This is a genomic window from Pseudomonas sp. MC6, from assembly GCF_054790575.1.
The window spans coordinates 2,559,461-2,585,318 of sequence record NZ_CP186504.1 but is presented as its reverse complement, the minus strand read 5'-3'; the positions used below and the strand labels follow the sequence as shown (position 1 = coordinate 2,585,318).

Below are 25,858 nucleotides of genomic sequence, written 5' to 3'. Positions count from 1 at the left end.
GAACCCATGCACCGACGCCATAGGGGCATAAATGGCTCTAAATCACTGGAGGGACGTGGTGGTCAATGGTGTGTAACGCGCAATTCGAGTATTGAAAGCATTCAGTGCATGGCGAATATCCAATAATGGATTTCCCAAACCGACTGTTTGGTTTACGGATATGAAGTGGTCGAGCCTCCTCTATGGCTCGACCACTTTTTCAAGATTAGCGACCACCGTTTACTTCTTTGTTGCCTGAGCGACGGCCTCCATAAGATCCGCGATTGCCAAATCGAGCTTGCGCGCTAGTTGTGCTCGGACTTCTTCTGGTTCACCACTGGCCTTTTCAAGTTCGCCTTTGGCGTCATTAATAGCTGCCTTAAGCTGCGTCAATTCAGGGTTGTTCAGTTCACCTTTGAGTACACGACGCATCAGCCAGCGTTGCATCTGAAATGCAGCGTGGTCCTGGGCTGCCCCTTGGCTGGCAGCCTCCCATTTTTCGATGGCACGAATAACGTGCGGGTTCGACTTCACTTGGAAACGCTGGCGATGGACCTCAGGAGCTCCGGACAGACGGTTAATGCCATACGATGCGATTAGCGCCGTCGCACCATCATCGCTAATTGCATAACCCGCGTAGTTTCCGCTCGACACTACGTCAAGAGGCGACTGTTGCTCGCTCAAGACAACCACCACTTGCTCGTTTTCATGATTGAGTTCAGCGAGCACCTCATGCACGAACAACCGCCACCGGGAGTCCGACATGACCTGAGCTCCGCTTTCTACGGACGAGATCGTGCGGGTGCTCACGCCAACGTGTTTCGCAGTTTCACCAACACTCCAGCCGACCGTGGTCCGCCATTTCAGTACCAATTTGCCCCGATCCTCCGGAGCGACACCTTCAAATTCAGACATAAATCACCTCTATATTCAGCTTCAGGCTTGAAGCTGCTGCGACTATGAAACGCTAAACTTCCGACACCGGAAGCTGGATTGTTGGTCGGAAGTCGGCATCTGTCAAACATTTTTTGGTGGGAGGTACTGCTTGATCGAGCGGTCGTCGCGCGCAAAGAGATATGACCTGACATTTGTTTGCGTTGCCCCCAACCAGACTCAGGCATACGGGTACTGATCTCGATTGCCCCAGCGTGAGACTATTAGAGTTTTACGCAATGATTCCTGGTGCTTGATCCTGCTAGGAATTTTCTTTGCCAAATTTTTTGACGGTGTGTTTCATCTTTTCGAAGGAAATAGGTGTTAATTGCACCGAAAAAAATCGACCAATAGGAGCAAGTTGTAAATGGGAACTGGCAAGCGAGGAAAGCCCCCTACGCAGAAGGCAAAATCTGGCGTCGTTCGGGTAAGACGCCGGGATGATTTTCTAGAATCGACAATTCGAACCCTCCGAGATATGGCAGGCAATGTTTGCTCGTTTCCTGATTGCTCTGTTCATACCCACGGGGCCAAAGGGTCCCTAGATGGAGCATTCAGTATCGGTGTCGCTTGCCATATCACCGCTGCGGCTCCAGGAGGTCCTCGCTATGATCAGAACCAAAGCGCCGCAGAGCGTAGAGACGTCAGCAATGGTATCTGGATGTGTCAGACGCATTCGAGGCTCGTGGACGCAGACGACTCCCCATATCCTGTTGAGTTGCTTCGCGAGTGGAAGCGACAAGCCGAAATCCGTGCTAACCAAATGGTTAATCAGCGGGCATTTACAGAGCGAGAGCTAAAGTCGGCAGTAAAAGACGAATCCGTCGATATATTGGGAAGATATATCAACCGATTTACTGATCCCCTTGGAACACCTGTCAATGAGATGCTAAGCACCTATGAGTCTGGCATGTCTGAAATTGACCCGCGATTCAAAGTTCGGGTTAATAAGAGTGCGAGCGGAATAAGTCACGAAATATTCGCAGTGGCGCCAGACGCGAAATTTAATTTACTCATCCGTGGTGTTGATGAACTTAAGGATTTTGAAGCGGCCGAAAGAGCATTTTTTGAAGAGGGGCGAGAACTGAGTATCCCGAGCTCGAATTTTGAATTTGCTGGTTCCAAGTTATTCGAGGCAATCCACCAGCGACTTGATACAGATCGCGTCGGAAGCATAGTCCTAGGTGGGATCAAGAAAAAAATCAACGCAAACCTATTCGCGTGCGATGGAGAAGGACACGAACACTTTATTGTTTCATTTGACGCGGAGTATACCTCCGGGACATTAAGAACCATAATTCAAGGAAGTTGCCTTGGTGGCTTTCTTACGTTTGAGCATAGACTTGAACATAATGGTGGCAGCCTTCTGAATATGAGCATTGACGTTAAGGCTTGGCAAGGGCTTGATGTTTTAGAACTACCACTATTTGGGCGATTGACAAAAGCACTGCAATACTTGGAAAAAGGCAGCTTCGTTGTAGAGTTTGAGGTGGCCAATCGACTCGTTCGAATAGATACGAAGCAAAGCCCAGAATCAAATGGTTTTGCAGAGCATTTTTCCTATTTTATAACCATGATAGATCAGTGCCGCAAAATTGCAGAGAAATGCGAAGACAACATATTTATGTTGGACATTAATTTTACTGAGGAAGTGATTATTTTTCTCAGAAAGCTCACCCGTCTAATAGACAATAAAATCATTGGCCGAAGGGCTCCATCAATGCTCTGTCGAGGGACTTTCGATTGGTATGATGGCTATTCAGTTGAGGATTTAGATGATAAGGTTCAGCGAATTACTCTTCAAAATGAAATTCGTCCGGAAATAAATCTGCTTGGTCAAATGGTGAAAGCACCTAGAATCTCAAGTACTTATACGGGTGTTGAGGCGGTTTTGTATTGTGACTTAGAGGAAAGAGAACAAGTCAAAATGGAGATAGTCACCACGGAGAATACTTTAATTGAACACCAATTTAACGATGTCGATCGGTGGGAAGTGCTTGCCTTGCCAAGCTGAATGTTTTAGAAATGCAGGATAATAAATGCACTTTCTGAAACGGCGCAACAATGTTCAGCTGAAGCATTTTTAGCTTTGAAAGCATGTCTTGCTAACGAAAGCTACCTAAGATTTACTGGGGCTTTGTTCCGTTTCCCATGGAGGGATGAATTTATCGTCAATCAAGTCTGTGGCCTTCAGAGACGGTCGATACTCACCGTCTCCAAGTGACGCCGAATTAATATCTCTAATGCTCCTATTGTACGTATTAGCCAACGATTTGAAATCGTTATCAAGGTACGCTGCTTCACCTAGTAATCCACCCAGTTTGTACTCCAGCTGAGTTTTGGTAAGGCCAAAGCTATCGCGCTTTCCTTCGAGGGCCAGTTTAATTAATCTCATTTTTCTAAACCTAGCATTGGGGACCCTCAATGCACCTTCAGAAACCACGGTGCCAGTAATATGCTTGGGAACCTCTACGCCGAAAAGACGTGTTTTCTTGGCCGCGGTCAAATGTCCATATTTTTTCACTATTTTTTCGACTTCCCATAGGAGCCCGTGGGTTATGCGAGTGCCCGAAAATGTCAGGTCGTCAACATAGCAAGTGAATTTTAGGTTTGAGTTTTTCGCCAAGACACTCAGCTCGTCAAATAATGGCTTGTTAGAATAAAACGACAGTAGAGGGCTTAAGGGGCTCCCCGTCGGGATGCAGTCATCACAAGTAACGAGTTCAGCATAAAGATTGGCGATATCACCTGGGCACTCAAGGCGATCCCTGAAGAAGTTAAATGCCTGAGACTTTTTAGTGGAACGAAAAAAATTGCTAATATCGAGCGTCGCCACCATGCAGCCGCTCAAATGTTGTTCGGCATTCCTCTTGTATGATGTTCCCTTTAAAGCTGATTGCATGTACTCAGGCACTTTGACACAGCGCAGTAACTTCAGAATACGCTCGTGAATGGCTAGTAGTTTTCCTTTAGGCTTTTGCACCCATCGGGATTTAGGTGGCTTGCCAATTTTGAAAGGGTCAGGTTTGGGAGTCATCTCAAAGCGTTTGTAATCTCCTATGCTGCATAGAAGGTCATGGATGCTGAGAGAGAGAATAGCTGCTAACTTCGATCGTGAAGTGGTTTTGTACAACGCGCTTTGTGATATCTCGTAGGACTTTTTCTCTTGCTTAGCCTTTTTTACTCGCTTTGGCTTCATTTTTATTTTCAATCCATTCGAGAAGATGAATTACTTTTTTTGCTACTCCCAGGCGCAATCTGTTCGAAGGCTTAGGCGCGTCGAGATTCTCAGAAAAGAACAGTATTGATGACAACGGAATATCGAAACGATTGCTGTACTTTCCTAGCAATTCGATAGTCGGTTGCTTTTTGCCTGACTCTAGCTCGGAAAGGTGGGAATTTGAGATTCCCAGCTCCTTACTCAGCTCTGTTTGCGACAGATCGTGGTAGGTTCGAATCAAGCGTAATGCCTGGTTCAGCATCACAGCATCCTCATTAATAAGTGACAACAGCGGGGGTTAGGCATTAGAAGAGCTCACGAAGATTTTCCATTAGCTTTGGCCAGTGTTTGTCGATCAGAGGAAACAAAAATCCGACCAAACGTACAACACACATCATCAGCCTTAACCACTTAACAATCTTTCGTTTTCTAACAACCGGACGTCGTTTGGCGGGTTTTGCAATTTTCATGGGTTTTACCTCAGTTGCCCCTCTCAGACGTTGAGAAGGTCTCGCATGCAACTGGATAGAAAATTGGAGCAAACGACGCTTTTCCCCCCTTCTGAGCACCTGCTTCCGACTCGCACGGAAGCAGTATCCCCGCGTCTCCGGATCCCTGTGCTGCCGGGTGCCGAAGCGCTTGGGAAAGGGTTTAGAGGCAAGCCTCCACTGGACCGAAGCCCTCACAACAGCGAGATGATCTCCTTACCGCAGATGCAGGCTAACTGAGGCTTCGCGACAAGTCAAAAATATTCGCTAATAGCGAATATTTTTAGTCCGAAGGGCTGCGGCTTGCTCCAGCTACAGGTCAGGTAAAATTTGCCTTCCTCTCTTTTCTCCTGTCCTTCAGCCGAGCGCTGCGCTTTCTAAATAACTGAGAGCCAGCAATAAAACAGCACTTTCGGCTTGCGGTTGCAGGTGGCCTTCGCTGTCCATCGGTAAATATGGCCTCGCCGGTATGTCACCCCACAGCTGCGGAAAGTCTGCCTGGTCTCCTCCAAACTGCATCATCGCCGCATACGGTTTGTTACTACCGACCATGGCCGAGCTGGCCTTTGTGTGGGTGGTAATTGAGGCTGCAAGGCCTGCGGCGCTGATCTGCAGGATCTGGCCCGGCCAGTGGCCGTGTTTGGCTCGGTTTTCGGTGGTGACGTCGGAGAGTTCTGGCCATCGGGGGCGGCCTTCGTGTTCGAAGTTTTCTTCGGTCTGGCTGGCGAGTTCGGTGGCGATGGTTTGCATCAGGGGGTTGAGGTCGCCGACGGCCGATTCTATTTCGCTGAGGGTTTGTTGCAGACGTTGTTGGTTTATTTCGATGGTGAGCATTTTGGTTTTTTTTCCGGTCAGGAAATTTTGTGGGCTGGTAGGCCGCGATCGCTGGCAAGCCAGCTCCCACAGGGAATTGGGGTGGGTCAATGGGTGTGGTTTTGAGTGACGGTTTGTTTTTGTTTTAAGGCTTGGGTCAGGCCTGCGCCTGGGGCGTGGTTGAAGCCGGGGTCAGGACGGAATGTGATGGATTGGTTTTGGCTGGTTTGGACGGTCAGGCCTTTGCGTTTGACGGCGGCTTCGGTCAGGGCGATGACGCGGCAGCGGCAGTTGTAGCCGTTGGGTGGGTAGATGGTTTGCCAGATGGGGTCGTCATGGCGGTAGACCTGGCCGTGGAGTGCGCGGTGGCTGGGGCGGGTTTTGCTGTCGAGGATGGCGACGAACATCCAGTACGGGTGGGTCTGGGTGGTTTGTTCCATGGCGGTTTTGCGACCGGCCATGTAGGCGCTTTGCAGGTTGGTTTGGTAGATGGTTTTGAGGCGGCGTGGGCTGCCGAGTTGGACGGGTTGGGCGGCGCCTTGGCTGTCGACGATGATGGGTTTGCCCCACCAGCCTTGGTCTTGCAGGGTCGGCTGGAGGTTGTTGGTGAATTGTTTGAGGGTGTGGCCTTGTTGCAGGGCTGTTTCGAGGGCGGCGCGGATGTCGGACAGCAGGTCCAGGTGCATGGCTTTGGCGACGGTGAAGGCTTGATCGTGGGCTTGATCGAGCATGTCTTGCCAGTGCCAGGTGATGGCGTAGCCCTTGGCTTTGAGGTAGGCGATGGCGTTAGCGGGTTCGAGGCCGAAAACGGCTTTGAGGTCGATGGGGTTTACGGGTTGGGTCTGGGTGGCCATGTCAGTCTTCTTTGTCGGCGGTGGCGCTGAGGTGGCCCCAGGTGTTGGCGATGAAGATGAGGTGGGCCAGTTGCTGTGGGAGGGCTTGGCTGTCCATGTGTGGGTAGGCTTCGGCCAGCAGGCCTAAGGCGTCGGTGTCGTTGTGGCTGTGTTGCAGGGCTTGGATCAGTGGCGTGATGGCGTGTTCGGTGTGTTGTTGCAGGGTGGCGGTCGGCAGGCTGTTGATGGCTTGGTCTAGGGCCAGTTGGTCGAGTGCGAGGCTGGTGGTGGGTTCGGCGAATGCGGCTGAACCGGTGGTGGCTGGTGGTGGTTGCAGGTCGCCGTCTTGCAGGTTGTAGGTGCGTTGCCAGTAGGCGTTGCTGAATTTGACACCGGATTCGGTGAGGGCTTTGTCGCGTTGGGCGAGGCTTTTGTCGATTTCTTCTTGTTGCCACAGGTGGTAGTCGGGGGCGGCGATGTGGGGGCCGAAGTTGAGGTCGACGACGTGGCGGATGCAGGCGTTGAGTGCGGCGGCGACGATGCTGGCGTCGCCGTCGCGGATGTCTTGGGTGACTTCGGCACCGGCGGTGGCGCTGGCGCGGTTGCTGTCTTTTTCGGTGGTCTGGTTTTGGCCGAGCATGGCGACGTTGATTTCGCTGCGGCAGTACTCGAGCAGTTGGCGGTAGACGTCGGCGCTGCCGGCTTTGCCGGCGGCTTCGATGATTTGGACGCTGGCGTCGTCGGGGATGGCGGCGACGGCGTCTTGGACCATGGCTTCGAGGCTGTCGAGCAGCAGGTTGGTTTCGTCGTCGGTGGCGCCGCGTGGGTGTTTGCCGATGACCCAGGGGCTGCCGTATTTTTCGGTGAATTGGACCCAATATTTTAGGCCGCCGCGCATGAAGGTGGCGGGCCAGAAGCACATGCTGAGGTCGGGGAAGCCGTAGGGGTTGGCGTAGGTGGCGTCTTGGCGGGCGACGATGATGCGTTGCGGGTCGCAGGGTTGGCCGTCGGGGCCGGCGTCTTTGGCACGAAAGCGCAGTGCGTTGTGCTGGTCGTAGTAGAACCACTCGGCGGGTTTGCCGAGCAGGTCTTGGGGTACGAGGTGCCGGCCGAGGGGCTGCCACATGAGTTCGAGGGGTTGGTAGCCGTATAAGGGGGCGTCGAGCAGTTCGCGCAGGATGCGATCGAGGTCGAGGTCGGCGAGCCAGTCGCTGATGAAGCGTTCGATTTTGGGGCTGGCGTCGCCGCGTTTGAGGCCGCGCTCCAGTGAGAGGACAGCGGCTTTGCGGCGGCGGATGTTGCCGCCAACAAGGGCGCTGCTGCGCAGGTCGCGGTAGACCTTGATGTCTTTGCCTTGGGCTTTGAGGATGGGGTCGGGGTTTGGCAGGTGGGCGCCGAAGGTGGCTGATTCGGCGCGGCTGCGGGTGGCGATGTGGCGCTTGAGTGCGGGGTTGCGTTTGGCTTCGGTGAAGCTGACGAATTCGGTGGGACTGATCCATAGGCCTTGGTTGTTCATGCGTACCCTTGGGTGATGCGTGGGCCCTGGCGTGGGCGCCGTGATTTGACGGTGATGGGGCCGGACGCGACTTCGAGTGTGGCGAAGTGGGCTAAGGCGCCGGCGCCGGCGAAGTCGCCGTGGCGGTAAAGGTCGGGGTCTTTGAGGTCTTGTTGGCGGGCTTTGCTGATCATGGGGATGCCGTCGATGGTTTCGATGGCGCGCAGGTCTTGGTGTAAGGAATCGTCACGCGGCAGCGTGAGGTGGGCGTCTTCGAAGAGTTGGACGAATTTGGGCATCCAGGCGCCGTACCAAGTGCGGCTGATTTTGATTTGGTGGATGCGGTTGTGGCCGAAGGTGTCGGCGGTTTCTTCGGCGAGGGTTTCGCCGTTGCCGGTGGCGTCGAGGGCGGCGCCGATGAAGCGTGGCAGCCCGCGCAGGAGGTGGAAAAGGATTTGTTTTTGTTGGCGGGTGGGCACTTTGTGCAGTTCGATGACGAAGGGGATGTCGCGGTGTCGGGTTTGGTCGACGGACATGGGGCAGATGATGGAAAAGTCGCGGTGCCGGGCGTAGTCCATGCCGAGGAAGTGGCGCAGGGTTGGCGCGAGTGTTTGGCGCATGACGGGGTTGAGGTGGCGGTCGATCCAGTCGGTTACGTAGGCTTCGCGGCGGTGGATGGGTTGTTGGGTGAAGGCGTCGTCGAGGGCCAGGCGCAGGACGCTGCGGCCGGGGCGCATGGCTTCGTCGATCCAGACGCCGGGGATGCAGACGCCGTTGCCGTCGCGGGGGATGGCGTCGAGTTCTTCGCGCATTTGCGCTTTGCGCGGGCCGTAGGCGTTGCGGATGTTTTTGTACCAGGTGTGTTTGCCTTCGGCTGTGGGCGGCTCCCCGGCCATGTAGCAGACGCGTTCGTAGAGGCCGTTGGCGACGGCGTCGTCGAAGGTGGCGCGGTAGACCTGGGCGCTGTCGCCGTAGCGTTTGTCGCGGATGTCGCTGACCATTTGGTTGAAGGCGTTGGCTTTGCCGTTGTGGGTGCTGATGATGACGATGCGTCCGCCCCAGATGAGCAGCGCGGTGGCGGCGTCGAGGACCGCGGAGACGTTTCGGTGGAAGGCGGCTTCGTCGATGATGACTTTGCCTTGCAGACCGCGGACGCTGGCGGGGTTGCTGGAGAGTGCGACGATTTTGAAGCCTGAGGCGTAGCGGATGCGGTAGGCATTGATGTGCCGGGTGTGGCCGGTTTGGTCTTGGTCCTGGAATAGGAACTCTTCGATCTGGCTGGCGCCGGCGGCTTGGGCTTGGGCCATGACGCGGCTGAATTTGGCGCAGTAGCCGATGAATTCGAGGCCTTTTTCTTTGGTGTCGCCGATGTAGTAGCAGTCCATGCCGGCGGCGGCTTTTTGGGAGGCGGCGGTGATGACGCTGTCGAGGGCTTCGGCGAAGGTGATGCCGGTGCGCCGGCCTTTTTCGCAGAGTTTGATTTGGGCGTCGATGGCGAGCCATTGGGCTTGGTGGGCCATTAGCAGGCCTTCGGCTTGCGGGTTGTAGTCTTCGGGGATCTGGCGAACGCTGGGCGGCAGTTCGTCCCATTCGATGACGCGCAGTGTGCTGGCGGCTGGGGTCATGGTTTGACGCCGAGGAAGGTTTGGCGCCAGTACTGGGCTTGGTCTTCGGTCATGCCTTTGGCTTTGACGGCGTTGTCGAGGGCGGCGGCTTGTTCTTGCAGGAGGCGTTGACGGGTGGCGTTTTCGATGGCTTGGCGCTCTTTGACGCTGAGGGTGCGGGCTTCCATGGTGGCTTTGGCGGCGCGGGCCAAGGCACTGATTTCGGCGATGGTGATGTCGTCTTTTTCGTGGGCGCCGAGGGCGGCTTGGTAGGTCAGGGTCGAGATGGCTTCGATGAGGAGGACGCCGGTTTTGTCGGTGGCATCTTCGCCAAAGGCGCCGACGAAGGCTTCGGCCATTTGCCGTTGTTGGCGGGCTTTGTCGGTGAGTTGGTCGAAGCCGATTTTGAAGCGGCTGAGGGCGCTGCGACTGGGGGGCGTTTGGCTGGGGAAGCGGGCCTGGAGGTCGGCGAGCATGGCGTCGAGGGTGTGGCGGTCTTCGCGCAGGAGTTTGTGCAGGTAGGCTTTGACGTCGGCGGGCAGGCGGCTGACGGTGGATTTGCCGGCCATGGTCAGGCGCCCGGCCGTTGGATGCCGGGGACGCGGGCGCGGCCGGCGGCGATGTCTTGGCCGCGTTCGGTGAGGGTGGCGACGAGGATGGGGCCGATGTCGTTGAGGGTGATGGCGCTCTGTTCGGCGAGCCAGTGGAGTTCGGTTTTGGTCTGGTCGCGGCTGGTGCTGTGGCCGTGGTGGTCGAGGGCGGTGTTGAGGACGGAGCTGTTGGCGCGGTAGCCGGGCATGTCGGCGAGCAGGCGCAGGAGGACGAGGCGGATGTCGTGGCGCAGGTAGTCGGTGTAGGTGCTCATGGTTTTTCTCGCAGCAGGTAGTCGTTGATGCGGTCGAGGGCGCGGGCCAGTGGGCTGAGGGCGTCTTTGACGCCGGTGAGTTCGGCGCGGATGGCTTTCATGTCGCCGAGCAGGTCGGCGATGGCGCTTTGGTCTGGGAGGTGACGGACGTGTTCTTCGAGGGCGACGATGCGGGTGTTAAGGTGGAGCAACTGGTGGGCGCTGGCGGCTTGGCGTTTGGCGAGCCAGGTGTAGAGGCTGAGGGTGGCGAGGATGAGCCATTCGGCGATTTGCAGGACGGTGGTGAGGTCTTGGTGGGTCATGGGGTGCCCCGGCGGGTGTCGGGGGGTTGCGGGGGGATTGCGGGCGCATGGGGTTGCCTCCGGTCGGGGCGCCCCGGGGGTTCGGGGGCCAGAAATACTCACGCCGCTATGGTGGGCGGCGTGGGGTTGGAGGGCTTTTAATTGGGTTTAGGGAGCGGTTTGGGGAGGATCTTTGGCTTTCGGGTTTTGTATGTCGCCCTCACACAAATCAAATAGCTGAGCTACGAGTTTCTGGACGGGGCCGATTTTGGGTAGGTCTTCCTTCGCGTATCCCATCGCGCGCATTGTTTCGTTATGGCAAATGGCATTCAGGACATGCAAAACGGGAGGTTCTTCTGCTTCGATGGAGAGTCGTCTGGCTGCTACTTCGAGCAAAAGCTGTTCCGATTCAGCACCGAGCATCAGCTTCTCTAATTCCACGTACTTGCGCATAAAGTCTGTGTGATCTCTGGCACGTGTGGCGCTGCTGAGCACTAAGTTTATGGAAGCAAAAACGGTTACGAGGCCGGATGCTATGAGTGCGATGTCTTTTGAGTTGTCTTGAAGCGTGCCATAAACCGCAACGGAGCCGAATATCAGTGACAGCATGTTAGATATTTTATCTAACCGGTCAAAGAACGAACGACGGCGTTGGTGATACCGAATTGAGCGACGAACGCTAAAGAGCGTTGCATACCAACGGTCGGCTAAGTCTTCCGTTGTGGCGTCCATCGTCACTGACCCCGACCAGGCCGCTTTGGCGGAGAGAGGGTATCTACCACGTCAGAATGTCTCGGCTTATTGTGGTCTTCAAACTTTGGACGCGGACCACTCCGATCTGATTTGTTGGTGCTGCCTTGTTCTTTGTGTTTGTCATTGCTGCCACTCTTGTCCTTGCTCAATTGATGACTCCTTTCTTGGTTTGGTATTGAGGCGAGATCCACTCTAATTTGATCGCGTCGAAATATGTATCTTTTCCTTACGCCGGTACGGCCTTCTCTGCTGGATCTGAAAGGTTTAAGCATTCATTTCGATTGATTTGATACTGATCAAAATGAGCATAAGCCGTGCTTGGATCGGCTTCCCCACCGTTTTGACGTATTGCGCTGACCTTGGCCTGCCACCAGCTGTTGGCGAAAATTCCCGCTGCGGCGCAGTGGCCCAGCGGTTCAAATACGGAACGGCCGAACTGTGCTTGGCCAGTTTCGCGCAGGGTTTTGAAGTGTTGGCTGTGGGCTGATAGGTCTTTGAGGTTGTTGGCTTTGAGAATCTGCACACCTCGGCTCATAGCGGTATCGAGGTCTGCCAAGTATTGGGTGGCGCTGGCCAGAGCTTGGGGACTGGCGCTGGTGTAGACGGTTGGCGTCTGCTGCTGTTCGGCCGTTGGGGCGACGGCTGGTTTCACTGGGATGGGTTCGTTCGGGCTGAGCCAATACCAAATGCTGGCGGCGACGATGACCCATGACACTGCCGTCGCGACTTTTTGAGCGATGGTTTTTTCTGTTTTTGCGTTGTTTTTATTCTGGTCCATTGGTGCTTCCTTCTTGGGGCGTTTCGTCCGTGGGTGCTGCGTGGGCGACGGTGGTGACACCGTCTGTGGTTGGGGCATTTAGTGGGATGCGACGAGCATGAAGGCCAGGCCTGCGAATATGCCTGTGGCGATGAGGGCGTAGGTTTTGAGGGCTTCGGGCAGGTGGTCTTTGATTGAGTAGCTGAGGGCGGCGATGCCGATGCAGGCTACGCAGGTTTTGAGGATGAGCCGGTGGTTGTTGTGTTGCTGTGTCAGGGCGCTTTTATGGGCGGCTATGTCATCGTGGGGGTTGTGGTCGCAATACAAGCACTGTCGTTCGCTGGGTTGGGGTGGCGGGTGTTTGAGGGTGTGGTGGCCGAGGTTGATTTGGCCGCGGTTGCCTTTGATTTTGATGGTGAGTTGATGGTCTTTTCCATCCATGGGGAGGTTTTGTATTTCCTCTGAAAGCCTGGCTGATAGTTTGCTGACCAGGTCTCCGTCCTCGCTTGGCATAGTTCTCCTTTGCTATTTCAGCGATTTATTACCAATTTCAATATGCGCTCAACGCGGGGCTGGTCGAACTGTTGTTCGTGGCCCAGCGCGTTGTAGATCTCTGCGGCCACTTCGGCCAGTTTTTTTGATGGCCAACGCCGGCCGGCTTGTTTGGCGGCGGTTTCGAGCATTTCGATGATTCGTCCGAGTTTTTCGCCGTCGATGGGCGCCCAGGTGGGGGCTGCTGCGTCAGCGTTGGGGACGAGGATTTTTTGGCCGGTGATGATGAAGTAGAGGTCGGCGCCGGCTTGGGCGATGGCGGCCATGTAGTGGGCGTCGGGGACGCGGTCGCCTGCTTCGTAGAGCATTTGGGTTTTTTTGGTTACGCCGGCCAGGGCTGCGAAGTCGGTTTGGTTGAGGCCTAGCCGTGTCCGCTCGCCGCGTAGTCGCTCACAAAAGGAAACCATTCGGTTGCCAAAATCCTTTTACATGGGAACCGTTCGGTTCCATCATTCGTTCACACCGTCCGACCACGAACGGCAACTTTATCGGCACCAAGGCGGGTGCTGTTTCCCCGGAGGGATTTTATGACGCTACGTACTGCGGATGAGGCTAAAGCTGAGCTTAGGGCCAAGGGTGTTTCGATTACTCAGTGGGCGATCGCGAATCGTTTTTCGCCCAACCTGGTGTTTGAGGTGTTGGGTGGGCGCAAGAAGTGTGTGCGCGGTCAGACGCATGAGATTGCGATCAAGTTGGGGCTTAAGGCCGGGGAAATTTGTGTGGACCCGGCGTCGGCTCTTGAGTCTTCGCGTTTTGTGGCGTGAGGCTCTGGATGAAAAATCATATCGGTTATGGGGAATCTACCGCTTTTATTTGTTTGCCGAGACTGCGCGCGGGTGAAAAAGAGAGTTTTCCTACAAAAAACACACTATTTGCCACTTTTTTTGCGGTGACGCGTGGGCTGCTTAATAGGTGGCAGGTGCGGGCCTTCGGTTTTGAGGGGGGCAATTTACCTGATTTTGTTGTGCGTGCTGTGTCGTGTTTGACCGCTTTTGCTTGGGTGTTGCGATGAGTCGGCCGGTGTCGGCGTCTGCTCGGGTGTTGCGTGTGCTGTTGGCGTTGAAGGGGCACACGGTGACGGGCTTGAGTAATGCGGAGTTGGCGGTTTTGACGCAGGACAGTCCGAGCAATATTACGCGGGCGATGCAGACGTTGATTGAGGAAGGTTTGGCGCTGAAGTTGGATAACGGGCGTTTTGCTCATTCGGTGAAGGTGTTGCAGATGGCGCAGGCGCATGCCGAGCACATGGCGCGTTTGACGGGACGGATGCAGGAAATCAATCAGCGGATTGCCGCGGGTTCGAGGGTTTAAGGAGGCTGTATGGCAAGGAGCAAGGGTGTTTGCGCTGAGGCGTTGGTGTTGCCGGCGTTGGATGGCGCGAGGTTGACGGCTGATCAGAATGCGATGGCGTCGTTGCAGGCTTTGCATGGTGATGAGCGGGATGTGGTGAATCAGTTGTTGGGTCAGTCGCTGATGGCGGGTGCGTTGGAGGCGTTTTCCCGCACGGTGCGGATTTCGAAGTTGGCGTTTGTGAAGGAGAAGAAGCTTTATCGAGCGATTGCCGGGGGTAAAAGTCCGCACGGTGCGCAGGTGTTGAGTGGGACGTGGGAGGAGTTCTGCGGCCTGCTGGGGCGCTCGGTTGATCAGGTGGATCGCGATATTGCGAATGTGCGGGCTTTCGGTGAGGAGGCGCTGGATTCGATGTCGCGGATGGGGTTTGGCTATCGCGAGTTGCGCCAGTTTCGCCAGTTGCCGCAGGACCAGCAGTCGGCTTTGGTTGAGGTGGCCAGGGCCGGTGATAAGGAGGCGTTTGTTGAGTTGGCTGAGGAGTTGATCGGCCAGCATGCTCGGGAGACGGCGGTGTTAGGTCGACGGCTTGAGGAGGCTACGGCGGATTATTCGGCGCAGAGTGAGTTGCTGGCGAAGCGGTCCGGTGAGTTGGATGGCGCTCGCCGGGCGCTGGAGTGCTCCCGCCAGCAGGTGCAGGCGATGCCGGCCGATGAGATGGCGAAGGCGTTGCGCTCTGAGGTGACGGCGATTGCGTTTGAGGCGGAGTGTTGTGTGTTGGGGCCGCTGCGGGAGGGGTTTGCGAAGTTGGCGGCGCTGGCGGGTGACGGTGAGGATCATCGGGTGTTTCAGGCCGGGTTGATTGGGCAGTTGGAGACGACGCTGGGCGTGGTTCGCAGTGAGTTCAATTTGCTGGGTGCGGCGGATGGTGCTGCGGTTTGGTTGTCGGCTGCGGAGGTTGAGGGATGAATCCTGTTCAGGCTCAGCAGTTGATGGAAATTGCGCGCCGCCTTGATGCCGCGGGGTATGGCGAACGTACGGCGATTTATGAGGCGGGTGTGTTGGAGCTAGGGGTGTCGCTTTCTACGTTGCAACGGCTGTTGAAGTCGGTGTGTGTGGCGAAGCCGCGTAAGCGCCGTCGGGATGCGGGCAGCAGCGTTTTGCCGATTGAGGAGGCTCGGTTGATTTCGGCGATGTTGTTGGAGTCGATTCGGGCGAATAACAAGCAGTTGTCGACGATTGTGCGGGCGGTTGAGCGCTTGCGCAGTAATGGGTTGATTACGGCGGGTCGTGTGGATGAGTTGACGGGTGTGTTTCGCCCGTTGAGCCGCAGTGCAATTTGCCGGGCGTTGCATGCTTATAAGTTGCATCCCTCGCAGTTGTTGCAGGACGCCCCGGCGGTGTCGTTGGCCAGTTTGCATCCTAATCATGTGTGGCAGGTGGATGCGTCGATTTCGACGCAGTTCTATTTGGCGGATGACGGTGCGCGGGTGATGCATAAGGCTGAGTTTTATGAGGGGAAGCCGGCGAATTTGAAGCGGATTGAGCGCCAGCGGTTGTGGCGGTATGTGGTGACGGATCATACGAGCGGTGCGCTGTATGTGGAGTATGTGCTGGGGGCAGAGTCGGCTGAGAATTTGTGCAGTGTGTTGATTAATGCGATGCAGAAACGCGGTGCGGCGGATCCTTTTCACGGAGTGCCTTGGGTGTTGATGACGGACCCGGGGGCGGCGATGACGAGTGGGATTTTCCGCAATTTGTGCCGGGTGTTGTCGATTGATTTGGTGATTAATCGGGTCGGGAATGCGCGGGCGAAGGGCCAGGTTGAGCAGGCGCACAATTTGGTGGAGCGGGAGTTTGAGAGTGCGTTGAAGTTTCAGCCGGCGAAGACGCTTGAGCAGATTAATGCGTGGGCGACGCAGTGGATGCGGTTTTTCAATTCGACGTCGATTCATACGCGCACGCGCCGCAGTCGGTATGGGGTTTGGCAGTTGATTACGCCTGAGCAGTTGCGCTTGGCGCCGAGTGTTGAGGTGTGCCGGGAGTTGGCGGTGTGTACGCCGGAGTACCGCAAGGTGAGTAATTTGCTGCGGGTGTCGTTTCGCGGGGCGTCGTTTGATGTGAGTTCGGTGCCGGGTGTGATGGTGGGTGAGAAGTTGTTGGTGACGCGTAATTGCTGGCGGGATAAGGATTCGGCGATTGCGGTGTTGGTGGGTGATGACGGGCGTGAGCGGTACCACGTGATCGAGCGGATCGGGGTGGATGCGTTTGGCTTTGCTGAGTCGGCGGCGGTGATTGGCGAGCAGTTTAAACAGCATGCGCAGACGCCGGCGCAGGTGTCACGCAAGGTGTTGGAGCAGTTGGCGACGGGGACGAGCTCTGAAGAGGATGCTTTGGCTGCGCGCAAGGCGAAGACGGTGCCGTTTGGTGGGCGTGTGGATCCGCTTAAGTATGTGAAGGATACGGTGTTGCCGGCTTATCTGCCGCGTCGCGGTTCGACGCTGAATGTGGAGGCACCGACGGTTGAGGTGGCGCCGTTGAGTGTGGTTGAGGCGGCGAAGTGGTTGCGGCCGAGGCTGGGTCAGTTGTGGTCGCCGCAGTCTTATGGGTGGTTGTTGGAGCGTTTTCCACAGGGTGTTCCGGAGGAGGATCTTGAGGCGATTGAGGCTGAGTTGAAGCGGCCTGTTGAGGTCAGGCGTGGGCCGTTCGGTTCGGTTGGGGGTGTGTGATGTTGAAGTTGAAAGGGATTTTGCAGGAGATGGGCCGGCCTCAGGCGGCGTTGGCGCAGTCGTTGTGTGTGAGCAGTGCGGCGGTGGCGCAGTTGGTGAATCACAATCTTTGGCCGCGCAAGTTGGATGGTGAGGTGTTGCGGGGGCGTATTCGCTCTTTTCTGGCGGATTGTGGGGCGAATGATGCTGCGATTGCGGGTGCTTTTGATGAGGCGGTTGTGCCGTGTTTGATGGCCGATGTTCCGGCCGCTGTGGTTGTGCTGTCCAAGGAGGACGATTCGATGTTGTTGCCTAAGCAAACGCTTCAGCCCGCTACGCGTAAGGCGTTTGGTCTGTTTCGTGATCCGTTTGATGAGTTGCAGTGTGCCCAGGATATGTGGGTGAGTCCGGATATTCGTTACGTGCGGGAGGCGATGTATCAGACGGCTCGGCACGGTGGGTTTTTGGCGGTTGAGGGGGAATCGGGGGCCGGTAAAAGTACGCTTCGCCGGGATCTGGTGAATCGGCTTGCTGAGAATAATGATCCGGTGTTGATTATTGAACCGTATGTGTTGGCGTCTGAGGATAACGATTCGAAGGGGAAGTCGCTTAAGAGTACGCATATTGCTGAGTCGATGATGGCGGCTGTGGCGCCGTTGGCTAAGCCGAAGAGTAGTCCTGAGGCGCGCTTTGCTCAGTTGCATCGGGCGCTGAAGGAGTCGCATGCGGCGGGGTATCGCCATTGTCTGGTGATTGAGGAGGCGCATAGTTTGCCAGTGCCGACGCTTAAGCATTTGAAGCGGATTTTGGAGTTGGAGGTGGGGTTCACGAAGTTGGTGAGCGTCATCATGATCGGCCAGCCGGAGTTGGGGGTGAAGTTAAGTGAGCGTAATGCGGATGTGCGGGAGGTTGTGCAGCGCTGTGAGCGTGTGACGCTGGGGCCGGTCGATCATTCGCGGTTGGGGGAGTTTTTGACGTTTCGGTTTGATCGGATCGGTAAGGCGTTGGGAGATGTCATCGAGCCTGGCGCTGTTGAGGCGATTGTGGCGCGCCTGTCTCAGCCGACTCGGCATGGTGGGCGGGATGGGACGGTTTCGCTGCTTTATCCATTGGCGATCGGGAATCTGGTGATTGCGGCGATGAATTTGGCGGTGCAGTTGGGTGTGCCGAAGGTGTCTGCTGATGTCATCAAGGGGGTGTGATTTGGAGACTTTGAATCTGACCAGCCGCTTGAGGCGTGTGCCGCTGAGTATTTTGGCTGAGGGGTTTCCGGTCATGCTTTCGGCTTTTAATGAGTTGGTGCGGGAGTTGCGTGGGGCCGGCATTGGGATCAAGGAGCAGGTGCTATTAGAGAATAAGGTGGTGATTGATGAGGACTGTGCTGATTTGTTTGTGGTGCGGTTCGGGGATTGTTTGAGTGGGATTCGCTATTCGTCTGCGGGGCAGTTCACTTGTAGTTCGGTGACGGTTCGCGGGGTGGATGTGGTTTGGCTGACGTTGGCTAGGGGGCAAGTGCAATGATTGTTGGCCTCTTGGGTGCGGCGGTGCTGGGATGAGTGGCTTGCGCAGTAAGGGGCCGGAGTTGTTGGTTGATTTGACGGAGCATGTGGCGGCTTCGTTGGTTGAGTTGGTGTCGATGGAGGATGAGGCGGCTCGGCATGTGGCTAAAGAGGTGGCTGATCGGATGGCGGCGCATTGGGGTGGGCAGAATGTCTATTTTCCGATGGGGCTGGCGGGGAAGCTTAGTCGGCGGGATCGGCAGATTTTTGAGGAGTTCAATGGGACGAATCATAGTGATCTGGCGAGGAAGTATGCGGTGTCGCTGCAGTGGATTTATAAGATTGTGAAGGCGGTGCGCAAGGATGAGGTGGCGCGTCGTCAGGTGGATATGTTCGCCCCGTCGGTTGATGACTGACGGGGCGTTTTTCGTTGCGCTGGGTGCAATGGAATTGCAGGGGGTGTCCCGGTTTGGGTCGGGGTGGACCGGAATGGGTCGGGTTTATCGCGCGTTTTGGGTATGATTTAGGTCACGCGTTAACAGCTGAAGATCTGGGGCGACTGTGAGATCTACCCCCTCACCCCAACCCTCTCCCCCAAGGGGGCGAGGGGGAAGGGAGCTGATCGGGGGTATTTCAGAAAATGGGTTCGACTCGAAATTTTCAGGTCGATGTATCGCTTGACTACAACTCGGTCAGTTCCCTCTCCCTTGGGAGAGGGCTAGGGTGAGGGGCCTGGGTCCTGAGTCGAGCGCAGAGTGCAGCAACTCACCGATCCAGCTCCCTGACCAACAGGGGTAGAAGCTGTTCACACGACGCTTCAATCTTCAAATCGAGCAAGTCATCCGCCCGTGTCTTGCCCAGATTGATCGCAATCAACGGTTTGCCGCGATCGGCAATCACCCGGCACAAACGAAACGCCGAATACGCCATCAACGACGACCCCACCACCAACATCCCCGCCGCATTTTCCGCTGCCGCCATCGCTCGAGCCGCCGTGGGCTGCGCGACGTTTTCGCCGAAAAACACCACGTCCGGTTTCATCCGCTCGCCAAAGCAATGCGGACAGTGCGGTACCTGAAAACGCGCCTCGAACGCCGGGTCGAGCAGGGTGTCGCCATCCGGTGCCTGCACCGCATCGACCCCGGCCAGATACGGATTTTGTCGTTCCATCAATTGCTGAATCGAATCACGCTCACTGCGCTGGCCACAGTCCAGACACACAACGCGATGCAGGCTACCGTGCAGTTCGATCACATCGTGACTGCCAGCCTGATCGTGCAGGGTGTCGACGTTCTGGGTAATCAAGTCGTGGATCAGCCCATGGCGCTGCAAACCGGCCAACGCTTCGTGCGCTGCATTCGGCTGCGCCTGACGTACCCTTGGCCAGCCGAGCATGGCCCGCGCCCAGTAGCGGCGGCGTGATTCGGGGGCGGCCAGAAACTCCTGATACATCATCGGTTGCCGCCCACGGCGTACACCGTCGCTGTCGCGGTAATCCGGAATGCCCGACGGCGTGCTGATACCGGCCCCGGTCAATACGAGGAAATCGCCGTCCGCCATCACTTGCTGGAGCGTGTCGAGGTGTTCGCGGGTCGGGCTGTCGAGCATGGTCAGCGCTCCGGATAAGGACGATGCCAGCAGGTTAGCACGCGACCCGCGAGGCTTACTTGCGCGCCTCCAGAATCAGGTTGAACGGTGTTTGCGTGGCCCGGCGGAAGTGCTTGAACCCGGCCTCGACAAACACTTTACGCAAGCGTATTTCCCCGGCTTGCGCACCTAGGTCCGAGGCCGACTTCCTGCGACAGCGAGTTCGGTGTGCAGATAAATGTCGAGGCCGCGTAGAACAGCCGTCCTACCGGGTTGATGTTGTCGTCCAGCGTGTCGTTGGCGAACGGTTCGACCAGCAACACCGTGCCGTCGTCCTTCAGTGAATCATAGGCGTGGCGGGCTGCACCGACCGGGTCGCCCATGTCGTGCAGGCAGTCGAAATAGCAGATCAGGTCGTAGTCATTGCCCGGGTAGCTCTTCGCCGAGCCCTGGAAGAACTTCGCCCGGCTGCTGACTCCGCCTTCCTCGGCGCGCTGGGTGGCGACCGTGATCGACGGCGCGTGATAGTCGTAGCCGACGAAACGCGAGTTGGGGAATGCCTGGGCCATGATCACCGTCGAGGCGCCGTGGCCGCAGCCGATGTCGGCGACTTTGGCGCCTTCTTCAAGCTTGGCCACCACACCGTCCAGCGCCGGCAGCCATTCGGCGATCAGGTGACCTTTGTAGCCGGGCCGGAAGAACCGTTCGGTGCCGGTGAACATGCACGGATGGTGATCGCCCCAGGGCAGGGCGCCATTGCCGCGCATGGCTTTGACCAGTTTGTCTTTGTCATGGAAAAACGATGCCACCACGCCGAGGCCACCGGCGACGTAAACCGGCGAGTCTTCGACGGCCAACGCCAGCGCCTGTTCTTCCGGTAAACGAAACTGGCCGTCGTGGTGTTCCATGTAGCCGGAGGCCGCGTGAGCGCTGAGCCATTCGCGCACCAGACGCGGGTTGCAGGTGGTTTTTGCCGCGAGGGCATCGGCACTGACCGGCTGACTGTCGGCCATGGCCCGGTACAAGCCGAGCTCTTCGCCGACGATGACATTGGCCAGCATCGCCGCGCCGCCCATGTCGTTGACCAGTTTGGCCATGAATTGGTTGAGCTTCGCCTCGTCCATCATGTGTGCTCCTGAAACAGGATCACGGTCCGGCGGCGTCGAAGGTCGAGGCGTGCGCCACCGGGCGGTGGTCACGGAGTTGGGCAGGGCACGGCTGACGTCCTGCGTCCCCCTCGACTGGGTAATAAAGGAGTCTAGCCCCGGTCCGCGACTGCCGCTGTATTTGTAAACACTGAAAAAACCTGTGGGAGCGAGCCCGCTCGCGAAGAGGCCAGTACAGTCAACATCGTTGTCGACTGTTCAGCAGTCTTCGCGAGCAGGCTCGCTCCCACAGGTTTTTTGGCGTGTATCACTGTGTGTCGCGGTTGTTGAGAGATACATCGGGCTGCAAATGTTTATTCAGTTGTACACACCAGCGATACAGCCAGCGCTTCAACTGGAGAAAACCCACTGCTGAGGTACTCCCTATGCAAACGCCTGTCTCATCACTGCAACCGAGCGTCGGCCTCGGCCTGCGCCGTGGCCTGCTGAAAGACCTGCAAGCGGCCCGCACCGGCGCTTTCGACTTTCTCGAAGTCGCCCCGGAGAACTGGATCGGCGTTGGCGGCGCTCATGGCGCGGCGTTGCGTGAACTGGCCGAACGCTACCCGTTGTCCTGTCACGGCTTGTCGCTGTCACTTGGCGGACCGGCGCCGCTGGACGTCGGGTTCTTGCAGGAAGTGCGGATGTTTCTCGACCATTACAACGTGCCGCTGTACAGCGAACACCTGAGTTATTGCAGCGATGACGGGCATCTGTATGACTTGCTGCCATTGCCGTTTACCGAAGACGCGGTGCACCACGTCGCCGCACGGATCCGTCAGGCTCAGGACATTCTCGGCCGGCGTCTGGCCGTGGAAAATGTCTCCTATTACGCCGCACCGCGTCAGGACATGGACGAGGTGTGCTTCACCAACGCCGTGTTGCGCGAGGCCGATTGCGATCTGCTGCTGGACGTCAACAATGTCTACGTCAATGCGATCAACCACGGATTTGATCCGCAAGCGTTTCTCGCCGCTATCGAGCCGAGCAGGGTGGTCAGCATGCATGTGGCCGGGCATTTTGATGAGTCCGACACGCTGAAAATCGACACCCATGGTGCCTCAGTCAAACCGGTCGTGTGGTCTCTGCTGGCGGAGGCTTACAGGCGGTTTGGCGCGCAGCCAACGCTGCTTGAGCGGGACTTCAACTTCCCGGCGTTTTCCGAACTGGTCGCTGAGTTGCAAACCATTCGCCACTTGCAGGCGGGGGGCGACCATCGTGGATAACCTGATACTGCAACAACAGGCACTGACCCGATACTTGCGCGATCCCGACCATCAATCGCCGCCGGCCGAGATGAACGCGGCGCGGGTCAATGTCTATCGCGATCTGGTGTTCAACAACGTATCGCAACTGTTGAGCGGCACGTTTCCGGTGTTGATCCGCATCGTCGGTGAGCAACGTTGGGGTCTGCTGGTGCGCGGCTTTTTGCGCGACTGGCGGGCGCAGACGCCGAAGTTTGGCGAGATTGCCGGAACCTTTCTCGACTACCTGGCCACGCAACCACAGGTGTTGCGCGAAGGTCAGTGGCCGGCGTTTTTGCTGGAGCTGGCACATTACGAATGGGTTGAGATGGTTTTGCAGCAATCTGATGCCCAAGCGCTGCTGCCGACCGATCCGGCGTTATTGCTGGAACGCCCGTTGCTGATCTCGGCACTGGCCTGGCCGTTGGCGTATGTCTGGCCGGTGCACGAACTCGATCCGCACCATCAACCCGCCACGCCCCCGGCGCAACCGACGCTGTTGCTGGTGCGGCGTACGGCAGACTGGAGTATGAAGTTTTCCGAACTGAGTCCGCTGGCTTGGCGCTTGCTGCAGCGCATCACTGAGTTTGCGTCGTTGACGGGGCGCGAGCAGTTGCAAGCTCTGGCGCAGGAGGCCGGGCAGCCCGCCAGCAATTCGTTCATGGATAACGGCCTGGTGTTGTTGCGCCAGATGCATGAGGACCAAGTGATCGGTCTCGCACCTTGAGTACTAATATTGCGCCGCACACTGTGGGAGCGAGCAAGCTCGCTCCCACAAGGACTTTCGCTGTTCTCAGGGGTGCAGGGGGAGTTTCAGTTCCGCACACAATCCGCCACCCTCGCGGTTGCTCAAGGTCAACGAACCACCCAGCGCCATCGCCAGCTGCTGGGCGATGGCCAGTCCCAGTCCGGTGCCGCCGGTGTCGCGATTGCGCGAATTTTCTACGCGATAAAACGGTTGCAGCACCTGCGCCAGTTCGGCATCGGCGATGCCCGGGCCACGGTCCATGACGGTGATTGCCAGGTTGCCTTTGTTGGCTTCGACCCAGACTTCGGCGGCGCCGGCGAATTTCAGTGCGTTGTCGGTCAGGTTCACCAGCACCCGGCGCAACGCATGAGGACGGGTGTCGATGACCGCCGCACTCTTGCCGACCAGTTGCACCTGCTTGCCCATGTCCTGATAGTCGAACACCAGGCTTTCGAGGAACGAATCCATGTTGGTGCGGCGACTTTCTTCGGTCGAGCCATGGATGCTGCGCGCATACGCCACGCCTTCGCGCACCAGATGTTCCATCTCGCTGAGGTCATTCCACAGTTTGTCTTTTTCAGCGCAATCGTCCATAAGCTCGGCGCGCAGTTTCATCCGCGTGATCGGCGTTTGCAGGTCGTGGGAAATCGCCGCCAGTAGTTGCATGCGCTCTTTGAGGTAAGCGGCGATGCGCGCCTGCATCGTGTTGAATGCACGTGCCGCGTAAACCACTTCGTTCGGGCCGCTTTCGTCGAGGTTGATCGGGTGGGCGTTGGGGTCAAGGGTTTCCACGGCGTTGGCCAGACGGGTCAGCGGGCGAACCGCAATACGCACCGCCAGCCAGGTGCAGACGATCATCAGCGCCAGTTGGCCGAGCAAAACCACCGGCAACCAGGGCGATAACGGGACCATGGCGGGGCGCACGTCGATGGTCACTGGACTGCCGTCGCTCAGGCGCAGATGGCCCTGAAAGTGTTTCTTCGGCCCGGGAATATCGGTGAAGGTCAGCGGATAGCGTTCACCGATGGCTTCGGTGATCGAGGTAACGGCCACCGGCACATTTCCGACCTCGATCGGCGTGCCCGGTTCGCCTTCGCTCAACAAGTAGCCGTAATTTTTTCGCGCCAGACGCTCGAGCCAGGCAGGGCGCTCTTCGGCAGGCAGTCGATCAAGGATCGCAATCGAAGTCGACACGTCGGTCTCGAGATTGCCGAGCATGGTGTTTTTCGCGCTTTGATAACGCTCGTAATACTGCGCGCCGAACGACAGCGCCTGAGCGAGCAGCAAGCCAATCAGGAAAATCAGCGACAGGCGCGAGGCGAGGGTGCGTGGCCAGTGCAGATTGACGCTCATGCCGGGGCACCAAGAATTTCGACCGGCAACGAGAACACATAACCCTCGCTGCGCACGGTCTTGATGTAGGCCGGCTCGCGCGCATCATCGAGCAGACGCTGGCGCAAACGGCTGACCAGCAAATCGATCGAGCGGTCGAACAGGTCAGCGTCACGGCCCTGCGTTAGATTGAGCAGTTGATCGCGGCTGAGCACCCGTTGCGGGTGATCGAGAAAGACCCGCAGCAATCGATACTCGGCACCGCTGAGGGCGACCATGGTGCCGTCCTTGTCCAGCAAGTGACGGGCCGAGGTGTCCAATTGCCAACGGCCGAAAGCCAGCAAGCGCCCGGCCTCGGTGACCACCAGATTCGGCGGCAGCATGCGCGTGCGGCGCAGTACGGCGTTGATCCGCGCGAGCAATTCGCGGGCGGCGAACGGTTTGGTCAGGTAATCGTCGGCGCCCATTTCCAGGCCGATGATGCGGTCGGTTTCATCGTTGCGTGCGGTCAGCATCAACACTGGCGTGGCCTTGTGTTTGCCCACGCGCAGTTCGCGGCACAGCTGCAGGCCATCGTCGCCGGGCATCATGATATCGAGCACGATCAGGTCGACGGTGTTGGCTTCGAGAAAGCTGCGCATCTGCCGGCCATCGGCGACCACGGTGGTGCGCAGGCCGTTTTTCTTCAGGTAGTTGCCTACCAGTTCACGGATCTCGCGGTCGTCGTCGACGATGAGAATGTGATCGACATGATCCATCGGTTCAAGCCTCAGTCAGAAGGGGAATGCCGTGCAGTCTATAGAGCCTTCAGTGGCTCGCCTGCCTGCCTTTGTATTGCAGTGTATCTGCCATGTCGGCGGATACACGGAGACGCAAAAACGCGATTTTTACAGGGTTTTGTATCGCTGTGTATCCCCCGATGGCAGGGATACACAGCGATTGAAACGCGCCTGTTCCTGACACAGACGCGATACCTCGCGAGCCTCAAATAGGCTCCATCGAGGCCCACACAGATCGCCTCGGCTCAAACCCCACTGAAGCCTTGAGGAACACGCCATGAATAACAAATCCGTAATTGCCGCCTGCCTGTTTGCCGCCCTGAACATCTGCACGCTGTCGGCCCGCGCCGAAGCCGATGTCACCGCGCAAACCTACACCTACGGCACCCACCTGGATATCCAGAAAGTGATCTCGCTGAAACAGGACAATTCAGTGAATTGCGGGATTGTCGAGGCGCGCATGACCTACCTCGATTCGGCCGGTCAGACCCGCGTACTCGATTACAGCAAATTCGCCGACGGCTGCAACAACGACAACTAAGCCATCACTCTTTATAGAAGGAAACAGCCATGAACAACGTATCGCGTTTTTTGACCGCCATCGCTTTCTCTCTCGCCGGCGTCGCCGCCCATGCCAACGCCGCGGTTGAACAGCATAGCTGCCACAGCAGCGCCTGCTTCCAACTGACGCCGGTGGCCAAGCAGGGCAGCGACGGCTTGATTGCCGCGGACGGTTCCAGCCGCACGCCACAGGGCCAGATGTTTGCCGCGGACGGTTCCAGCCGCACACCACAAGGCCAGATGGTTGCTGCAGACGGTTCCAGCCGCACGCCACAAGGCCAGATGGTTGCCGCCGATGGCTCCAGCCGCACGCCGCAGGGCCAGATGTTTGCCGAGAACGGCGCCAGCCGTACGCCGCAGAGCCATTGGCTGGAAAGTCAGAGCGTCTGAATGGC

General features: G+C 57.4%; 30 protein-coding genes and 1 pseudogene. 13 read left to right on the top strand and 18 right to left on the bottom strand.

Annotated elements, in window-relative coordinates:
* Positions 1-219: 219 nt before the first annotated feature.
* Positions 220-894 (bottom strand): hypothetical protein, encoded by a 675-nt coding sequence (locus ACOYXE_RS11535; protein WP_102902391.1) that lies wholly within the window; start codon positions 892-894, stop codon positions 220-222.
* Between the two features lie 703 nt (positions 895-1,597).
* Here ACOYXE_RS11535 and ACOYXE_RS11530 point away from each other — a divergent pair.
* Entirely contained in the window at positions 1,598-2,926 is a 1,329-nt protein-coding gene (locus ACOYXE_RS11530) for a hypothetical protein (RefSeq protein WP_460929269.1), read from the top strand.
* A 105-nt stretch (positions 2,927-3,031) separates the two neighbouring features.
* Here ACOYXE_RS11530 and ACOYXE_RS11525 read toward each other — a convergent pair whose 3' ends face one another.
* The 13 genes from ACOYXE_RS11525 to ACOYXE_RS11465 form a co-directional block, all read right to left on the bottom strand.
* A complete protein-coding gene (locus ACOYXE_RS11525; protein ID WP_460929267.1) occupies positions 3,032-4,111 on the bottom strand; it encodes a reverse transcriptase family protein in 1,080 nt (359 codons plus the stop codon).
* Complete coding sequence (locus ACOYXE_RS11520) at positions 4,083-4,394, bottom strand: helix-turn-helix transcriptional regulator (protein WP_102902394.1); 312 nt, start codon at positions 4,392-4,394, stop codon at positions 4,083-4,085. Before ACOYXE_RS11520 ends, ACOYXE_RS11525 begins: the two co-directional genes overlap by 29 nt.
* Positions 4,395-4,977: 583 nt before the next feature.
* The gene (locus ACOYXE_RS11515) at positions 4,978-5,454 is read right to left on the bottom strand and encodes a phage virion morphogenesis protein (protein WP_102902395.1); all 477 of its coding nucleotides are present in this window, start codon (positions 5,452-5,454) and stop codon (positions 4,978-4,980) included.
* Positions 5,455-5,540: 86 nt separating this feature from the next.
* Complete coding sequence (locus tag ACOYXE_RS11510) at positions 5,541-6,287, bottom strand: phage head morphogenesis protein (RefSeq protein WP_460929264.1); 747 nt, start codon at positions 6,285-6,287, stop codon at positions 5,541-5,543.
* Between the two features lies 1 nt (position 6,288).
* Positions 6,289-7,782 carry a DUF935 domain-containing protein gene (locus tag ACOYXE_RS11505; RefSeq protein ID WP_460929262.1) on the bottom strand — a complete coding sequence of 498 codons (1,494 nt, stop codon included), beginning with the start codon at positions 7,780-7,782 and terminating at the stop codon, positions 6,289-6,291.
* Positions 7,779-9,386 (bottom strand): hypothetical protein, encoded by a 1,608-nt coding sequence (locus ACOYXE_RS11500; protein ID WP_460929260.1) that lies wholly within the window; start codon positions 9,384-9,386, stop codon positions 7,779-7,781. The genes ACOYXE_RS11505 and ACOYXE_RS11500 overlap by 4 nt, the downstream gene beginning before the upstream one ends.
* The gene (locus ACOYXE_RS11495) at positions 9,383-9,934 is read right to left on the bottom strand and encodes a phage protein Gp27 family protein (protein WP_460929258.1); all 552 of its coding nucleotides are present in this window, start codon (positions 9,932-9,934) and stop codon (positions 9,383-9,385) included. Before ACOYXE_RS11495 ends, ACOYXE_RS11500 begins: the two co-directional genes overlap by 4 nt.
* Before the next feature lie 2 nt (positions 9,935-9,936).
* Positions 9,937-10,230 carry a VpaChn25_0724 family phage protein gene (locus ACOYXE_RS11490; protein WP_460929257.1) on the bottom strand — a complete coding sequence of 98 codons (294 nt, stop codon included), beginning with the start codon at positions 10,228-10,230 and terminating at the stop codon, positions 9,937-9,939.
* Positions 10,227-10,532 (bottom strand): DUF2730 family protein, encoded by a 306-nt coding sequence (locus ACOYXE_RS11485; RefSeq protein ID WP_460929255.1) that lies wholly within the window; start codon positions 10,530-10,532, stop codon positions 10,227-10,229. The genes ACOYXE_RS11490 and ACOYXE_RS11485 overlap by 4 nt, the downstream gene beginning before the upstream one ends.
* 147 nt (positions 10,533-10,679) lie before the next feature.
* Positions 10,680-11,243: a hypothetical protein gene (locus ACOYXE_RS11480; protein ID WP_460929253.1), complete on the bottom strand. Its 564-nt coding sequence runs from the start codon at positions 11,241-11,243 to the stop codon at positions 10,680-10,682.
* A 247-nt stretch (positions 11,244-11,490) separates the two neighbouring features.
* Positions 11,491-12,042, bottom strand: coding sequence for a hypothetical protein (locus ACOYXE_RS11475; RefSeq protein WP_460929251.1), 552 nt, complete (start codon positions 12,040-12,042; stop codon positions 11,491-11,493).
* 78 nt (positions 12,043-12,120) lie between these two features.
* On the bottom strand, positions 12,121-12,534 hold the full coding sequence (locus tag ACOYXE_RS11470) for a hypothetical protein (protein ID WP_460929249.1): 414 nt from the start codon (positions 12,532-12,534) through the stop codon (positions 12,121-12,123).
* A gap of 17 nt (positions 12,535-12,551) precedes the next feature.
* Positions 12,552-12,881, bottom strand: coding sequence for a hypothetical protein (locus tag ACOYXE_RS11465; protein WP_460929247.1), 330 nt, complete (start codon positions 12,879-12,881; stop codon positions 12,552-12,554).
* A gap of 219 nt (positions 12,882-13,100) precedes the next feature.
* Here ACOYXE_RS11465 and ACOYXE_RS11460 point away from each other — a divergent pair, with 219 nt between their 5' ends.
* The 8 genes from ACOYXE_RS11460 to ACOYXE_RS11425 are packed head-to-tail and all read left to right on the top strand — an operon-like array spanning position 13,101 to position 18,483.
* Entirely contained in the window at positions 13,101-13,337 is a 237-nt protein-coding gene (locus ACOYXE_RS11460) for a DNA-binding protein (RefSeq protein ID WP_038361110.1), read from the top strand.
* Between the two features lie 8 nt (positions 13,338-13,345).
* On the top strand, positions 13,346-13,585 hold the full coding sequence (locus ACOYXE_RS11455; protein ID WP_460929245.1) for a hypothetical protein: 240 nt from the start codon (positions 13,346-13,348) through the stop codon (positions 13,583-13,585).
* On the top strand, positions 13,582-13,884 hold the full coding sequence (locus tag ACOYXE_RS11450; RefSeq protein ID WP_038361108.1) for a helix-turn-helix domain-containing protein: 303 nt from the start codon (positions 13,582-13,584) through the stop codon (positions 13,882-13,884). The genes ACOYXE_RS11455 and ACOYXE_RS11450 overlap by 4 nt, the downstream gene beginning before the upstream one ends.
* A 45-nt stretch (positions 13,885-13,929) precedes the next feature.
* Positions 13,930-14,829 carry a hypothetical protein gene (locus ACOYXE_RS11445; protein WP_460929821.1) on the top strand — a complete coding sequence of 300 codons (900 nt, stop codon included), beginning with the start codon at positions 13,930-13,932 and terminating at the stop codon, positions 14,827-14,829.
* Positions 14,826-16,589, top strand: coding sequence for an integrase (locus ACOYXE_RS11440; RefSeq protein ID WP_460929243.1), 1,764 nt, complete (start codon positions 14,826-14,828; stop codon positions 16,587-16,589). The genes ACOYXE_RS11445 and ACOYXE_RS11440 overlap by 4 nt, the downstream gene beginning before the upstream one ends.
* Entirely contained in the window at positions 16,589-17,770 is a 1,182-nt protein-coding gene (locus ACOYXE_RS11435) for an ExeA family protein (protein ID WP_460929241.1), read from the top strand. Before ACOYXE_RS11440 ends, ACOYXE_RS11435 begins: the two co-directional genes overlap by 1 nt.
* Before the next feature lies 1 nt (position 17,771).
* Positions 17,772-18,089: a hypothetical protein gene (locus ACOYXE_RS11430; protein WP_258014261.1), complete on the top strand. Its 318-nt coding sequence runs from the start codon at positions 17,772-17,774 to the stop codon at positions 18,087-18,089.
* Between the two features lie 31 nt (positions 18,090-18,120).
* Positions 18,121-18,483, top strand: a complete 363-nt coding sequence (locus tag ACOYXE_RS11425) for a Mor transcription activator family protein (protein ID WP_016987191.1) — start codon at positions 18,121-18,123, stop codon at positions 18,481-18,483.
* 349 nt (positions 18,484-18,832) lie between these two features.
* Here the strand turns inward: ACOYXE_RS11425 and ACOYXE_RS11420 are convergent, their stop codons facing one another.
* Both ACOYXE_RS11420 and ACOYXE_RS11415 read right to left on the bottom strand, forming a co-directional pair.
* Positions 18,833-19,675, bottom strand: coding sequence for an NAD-dependent protein deacetylase (locus ACOYXE_RS11420; protein ID WP_460929239.1), 843 nt, complete (start codon positions 19,673-19,675; stop codon positions 18,833-18,835).
* Positions 19,676-19,730: 55 nt separating this feature from the next.
* Positions 19,731-20,778 (bottom strand): annotated as a pseudogene (locus tag ACOYXE_RS11415) (class I SAM-dependent methyltransferase).
* A 407-nt stretch (positions 20,779-21,185) separates the two neighbouring features.
* On the opposite strand from ACOYXE_RS11415, the gene ACOYXE_RS11410 reads away from it, so the two are divergent.
* Together ACOYXE_RS11410 and ACOYXE_RS11405 are read left to right on the top strand one after the other, a co-directional pair.
* The gene (locus ACOYXE_RS11410) at positions 21,186-22,025 is read left to right on the top strand and encodes an HvfB family MNIO-type RiPP peptide maturase (RefSeq protein ID WP_460929237.1); all 840 of its coding nucleotides are present in this window, start codon (positions 21,186-21,188) and stop codon (positions 22,023-22,025) included.
* A complete protein-coding gene (locus ACOYXE_RS11405; protein WP_460929235.1) occupies positions 22,018-22,770 on the top strand; it encodes an HvfC family RiPP maturation protein in 753 nt (250 codons plus the stop codon). The genes ACOYXE_RS11410 and ACOYXE_RS11405 overlap by 8 nt, the downstream gene beginning before the upstream one ends.
* Before the next feature lie 66 nt (positions 22,771-22,836).
* Here ACOYXE_RS11405 and ACOYXE_RS11400 read toward each other — a convergent pair whose 3' ends face one another.
* Positions 22,837-24,144 carry a sensor histidine kinase gene (locus ACOYXE_RS11400; protein WP_460929233.1) on the bottom strand — a complete coding sequence of 436 codons (1,308 nt, stop codon included), beginning with the start codon at positions 24,142-24,144 and terminating at the stop codon, positions 22,837-22,839.
* On the bottom strand, positions 24,141-24,881 hold the full coding sequence (locus ACOYXE_RS11395; RefSeq protein WP_007919579.1) for a response regulator: 741 nt from the start codon (positions 24,879-24,881) through the stop codon (positions 24,141-24,143). Before ACOYXE_RS11395 ends, ACOYXE_RS11400 begins: the two co-directional genes overlap by 4 nt.
* A 298-nt stretch (positions 24,882-25,179) precedes the next feature.
* On the opposite strand from ACOYXE_RS11395, the gene ACOYXE_RS11390 reads away from it, so the two are divergent.
* Together ACOYXE_RS11390 and ACOYXE_RS11385 are read left to right on the top strand one after the other, a co-directional pair.
* Positions 25,180-25,443, top strand: a complete 264-nt coding sequence (locus ACOYXE_RS11390) for a DUF2790 domain-containing protein (RefSeq protein ID WP_160057288.1) — start codon at positions 25,180-25,182, stop codon at positions 25,441-25,443.
* Between the two features lie 29 nt (positions 25,444-25,472).
* Positions 25,473-25,853: a hypothetical protein gene (locus ACOYXE_RS11385; RefSeq protein ID WP_160057289.1), complete on the top strand. Its 381-nt coding sequence runs from the start codon at positions 25,473-25,475 to the stop codon at positions 25,851-25,853.
* The last annotated feature ends 5 nt before the right edge of the window (positions 25,854-25,858 follow it).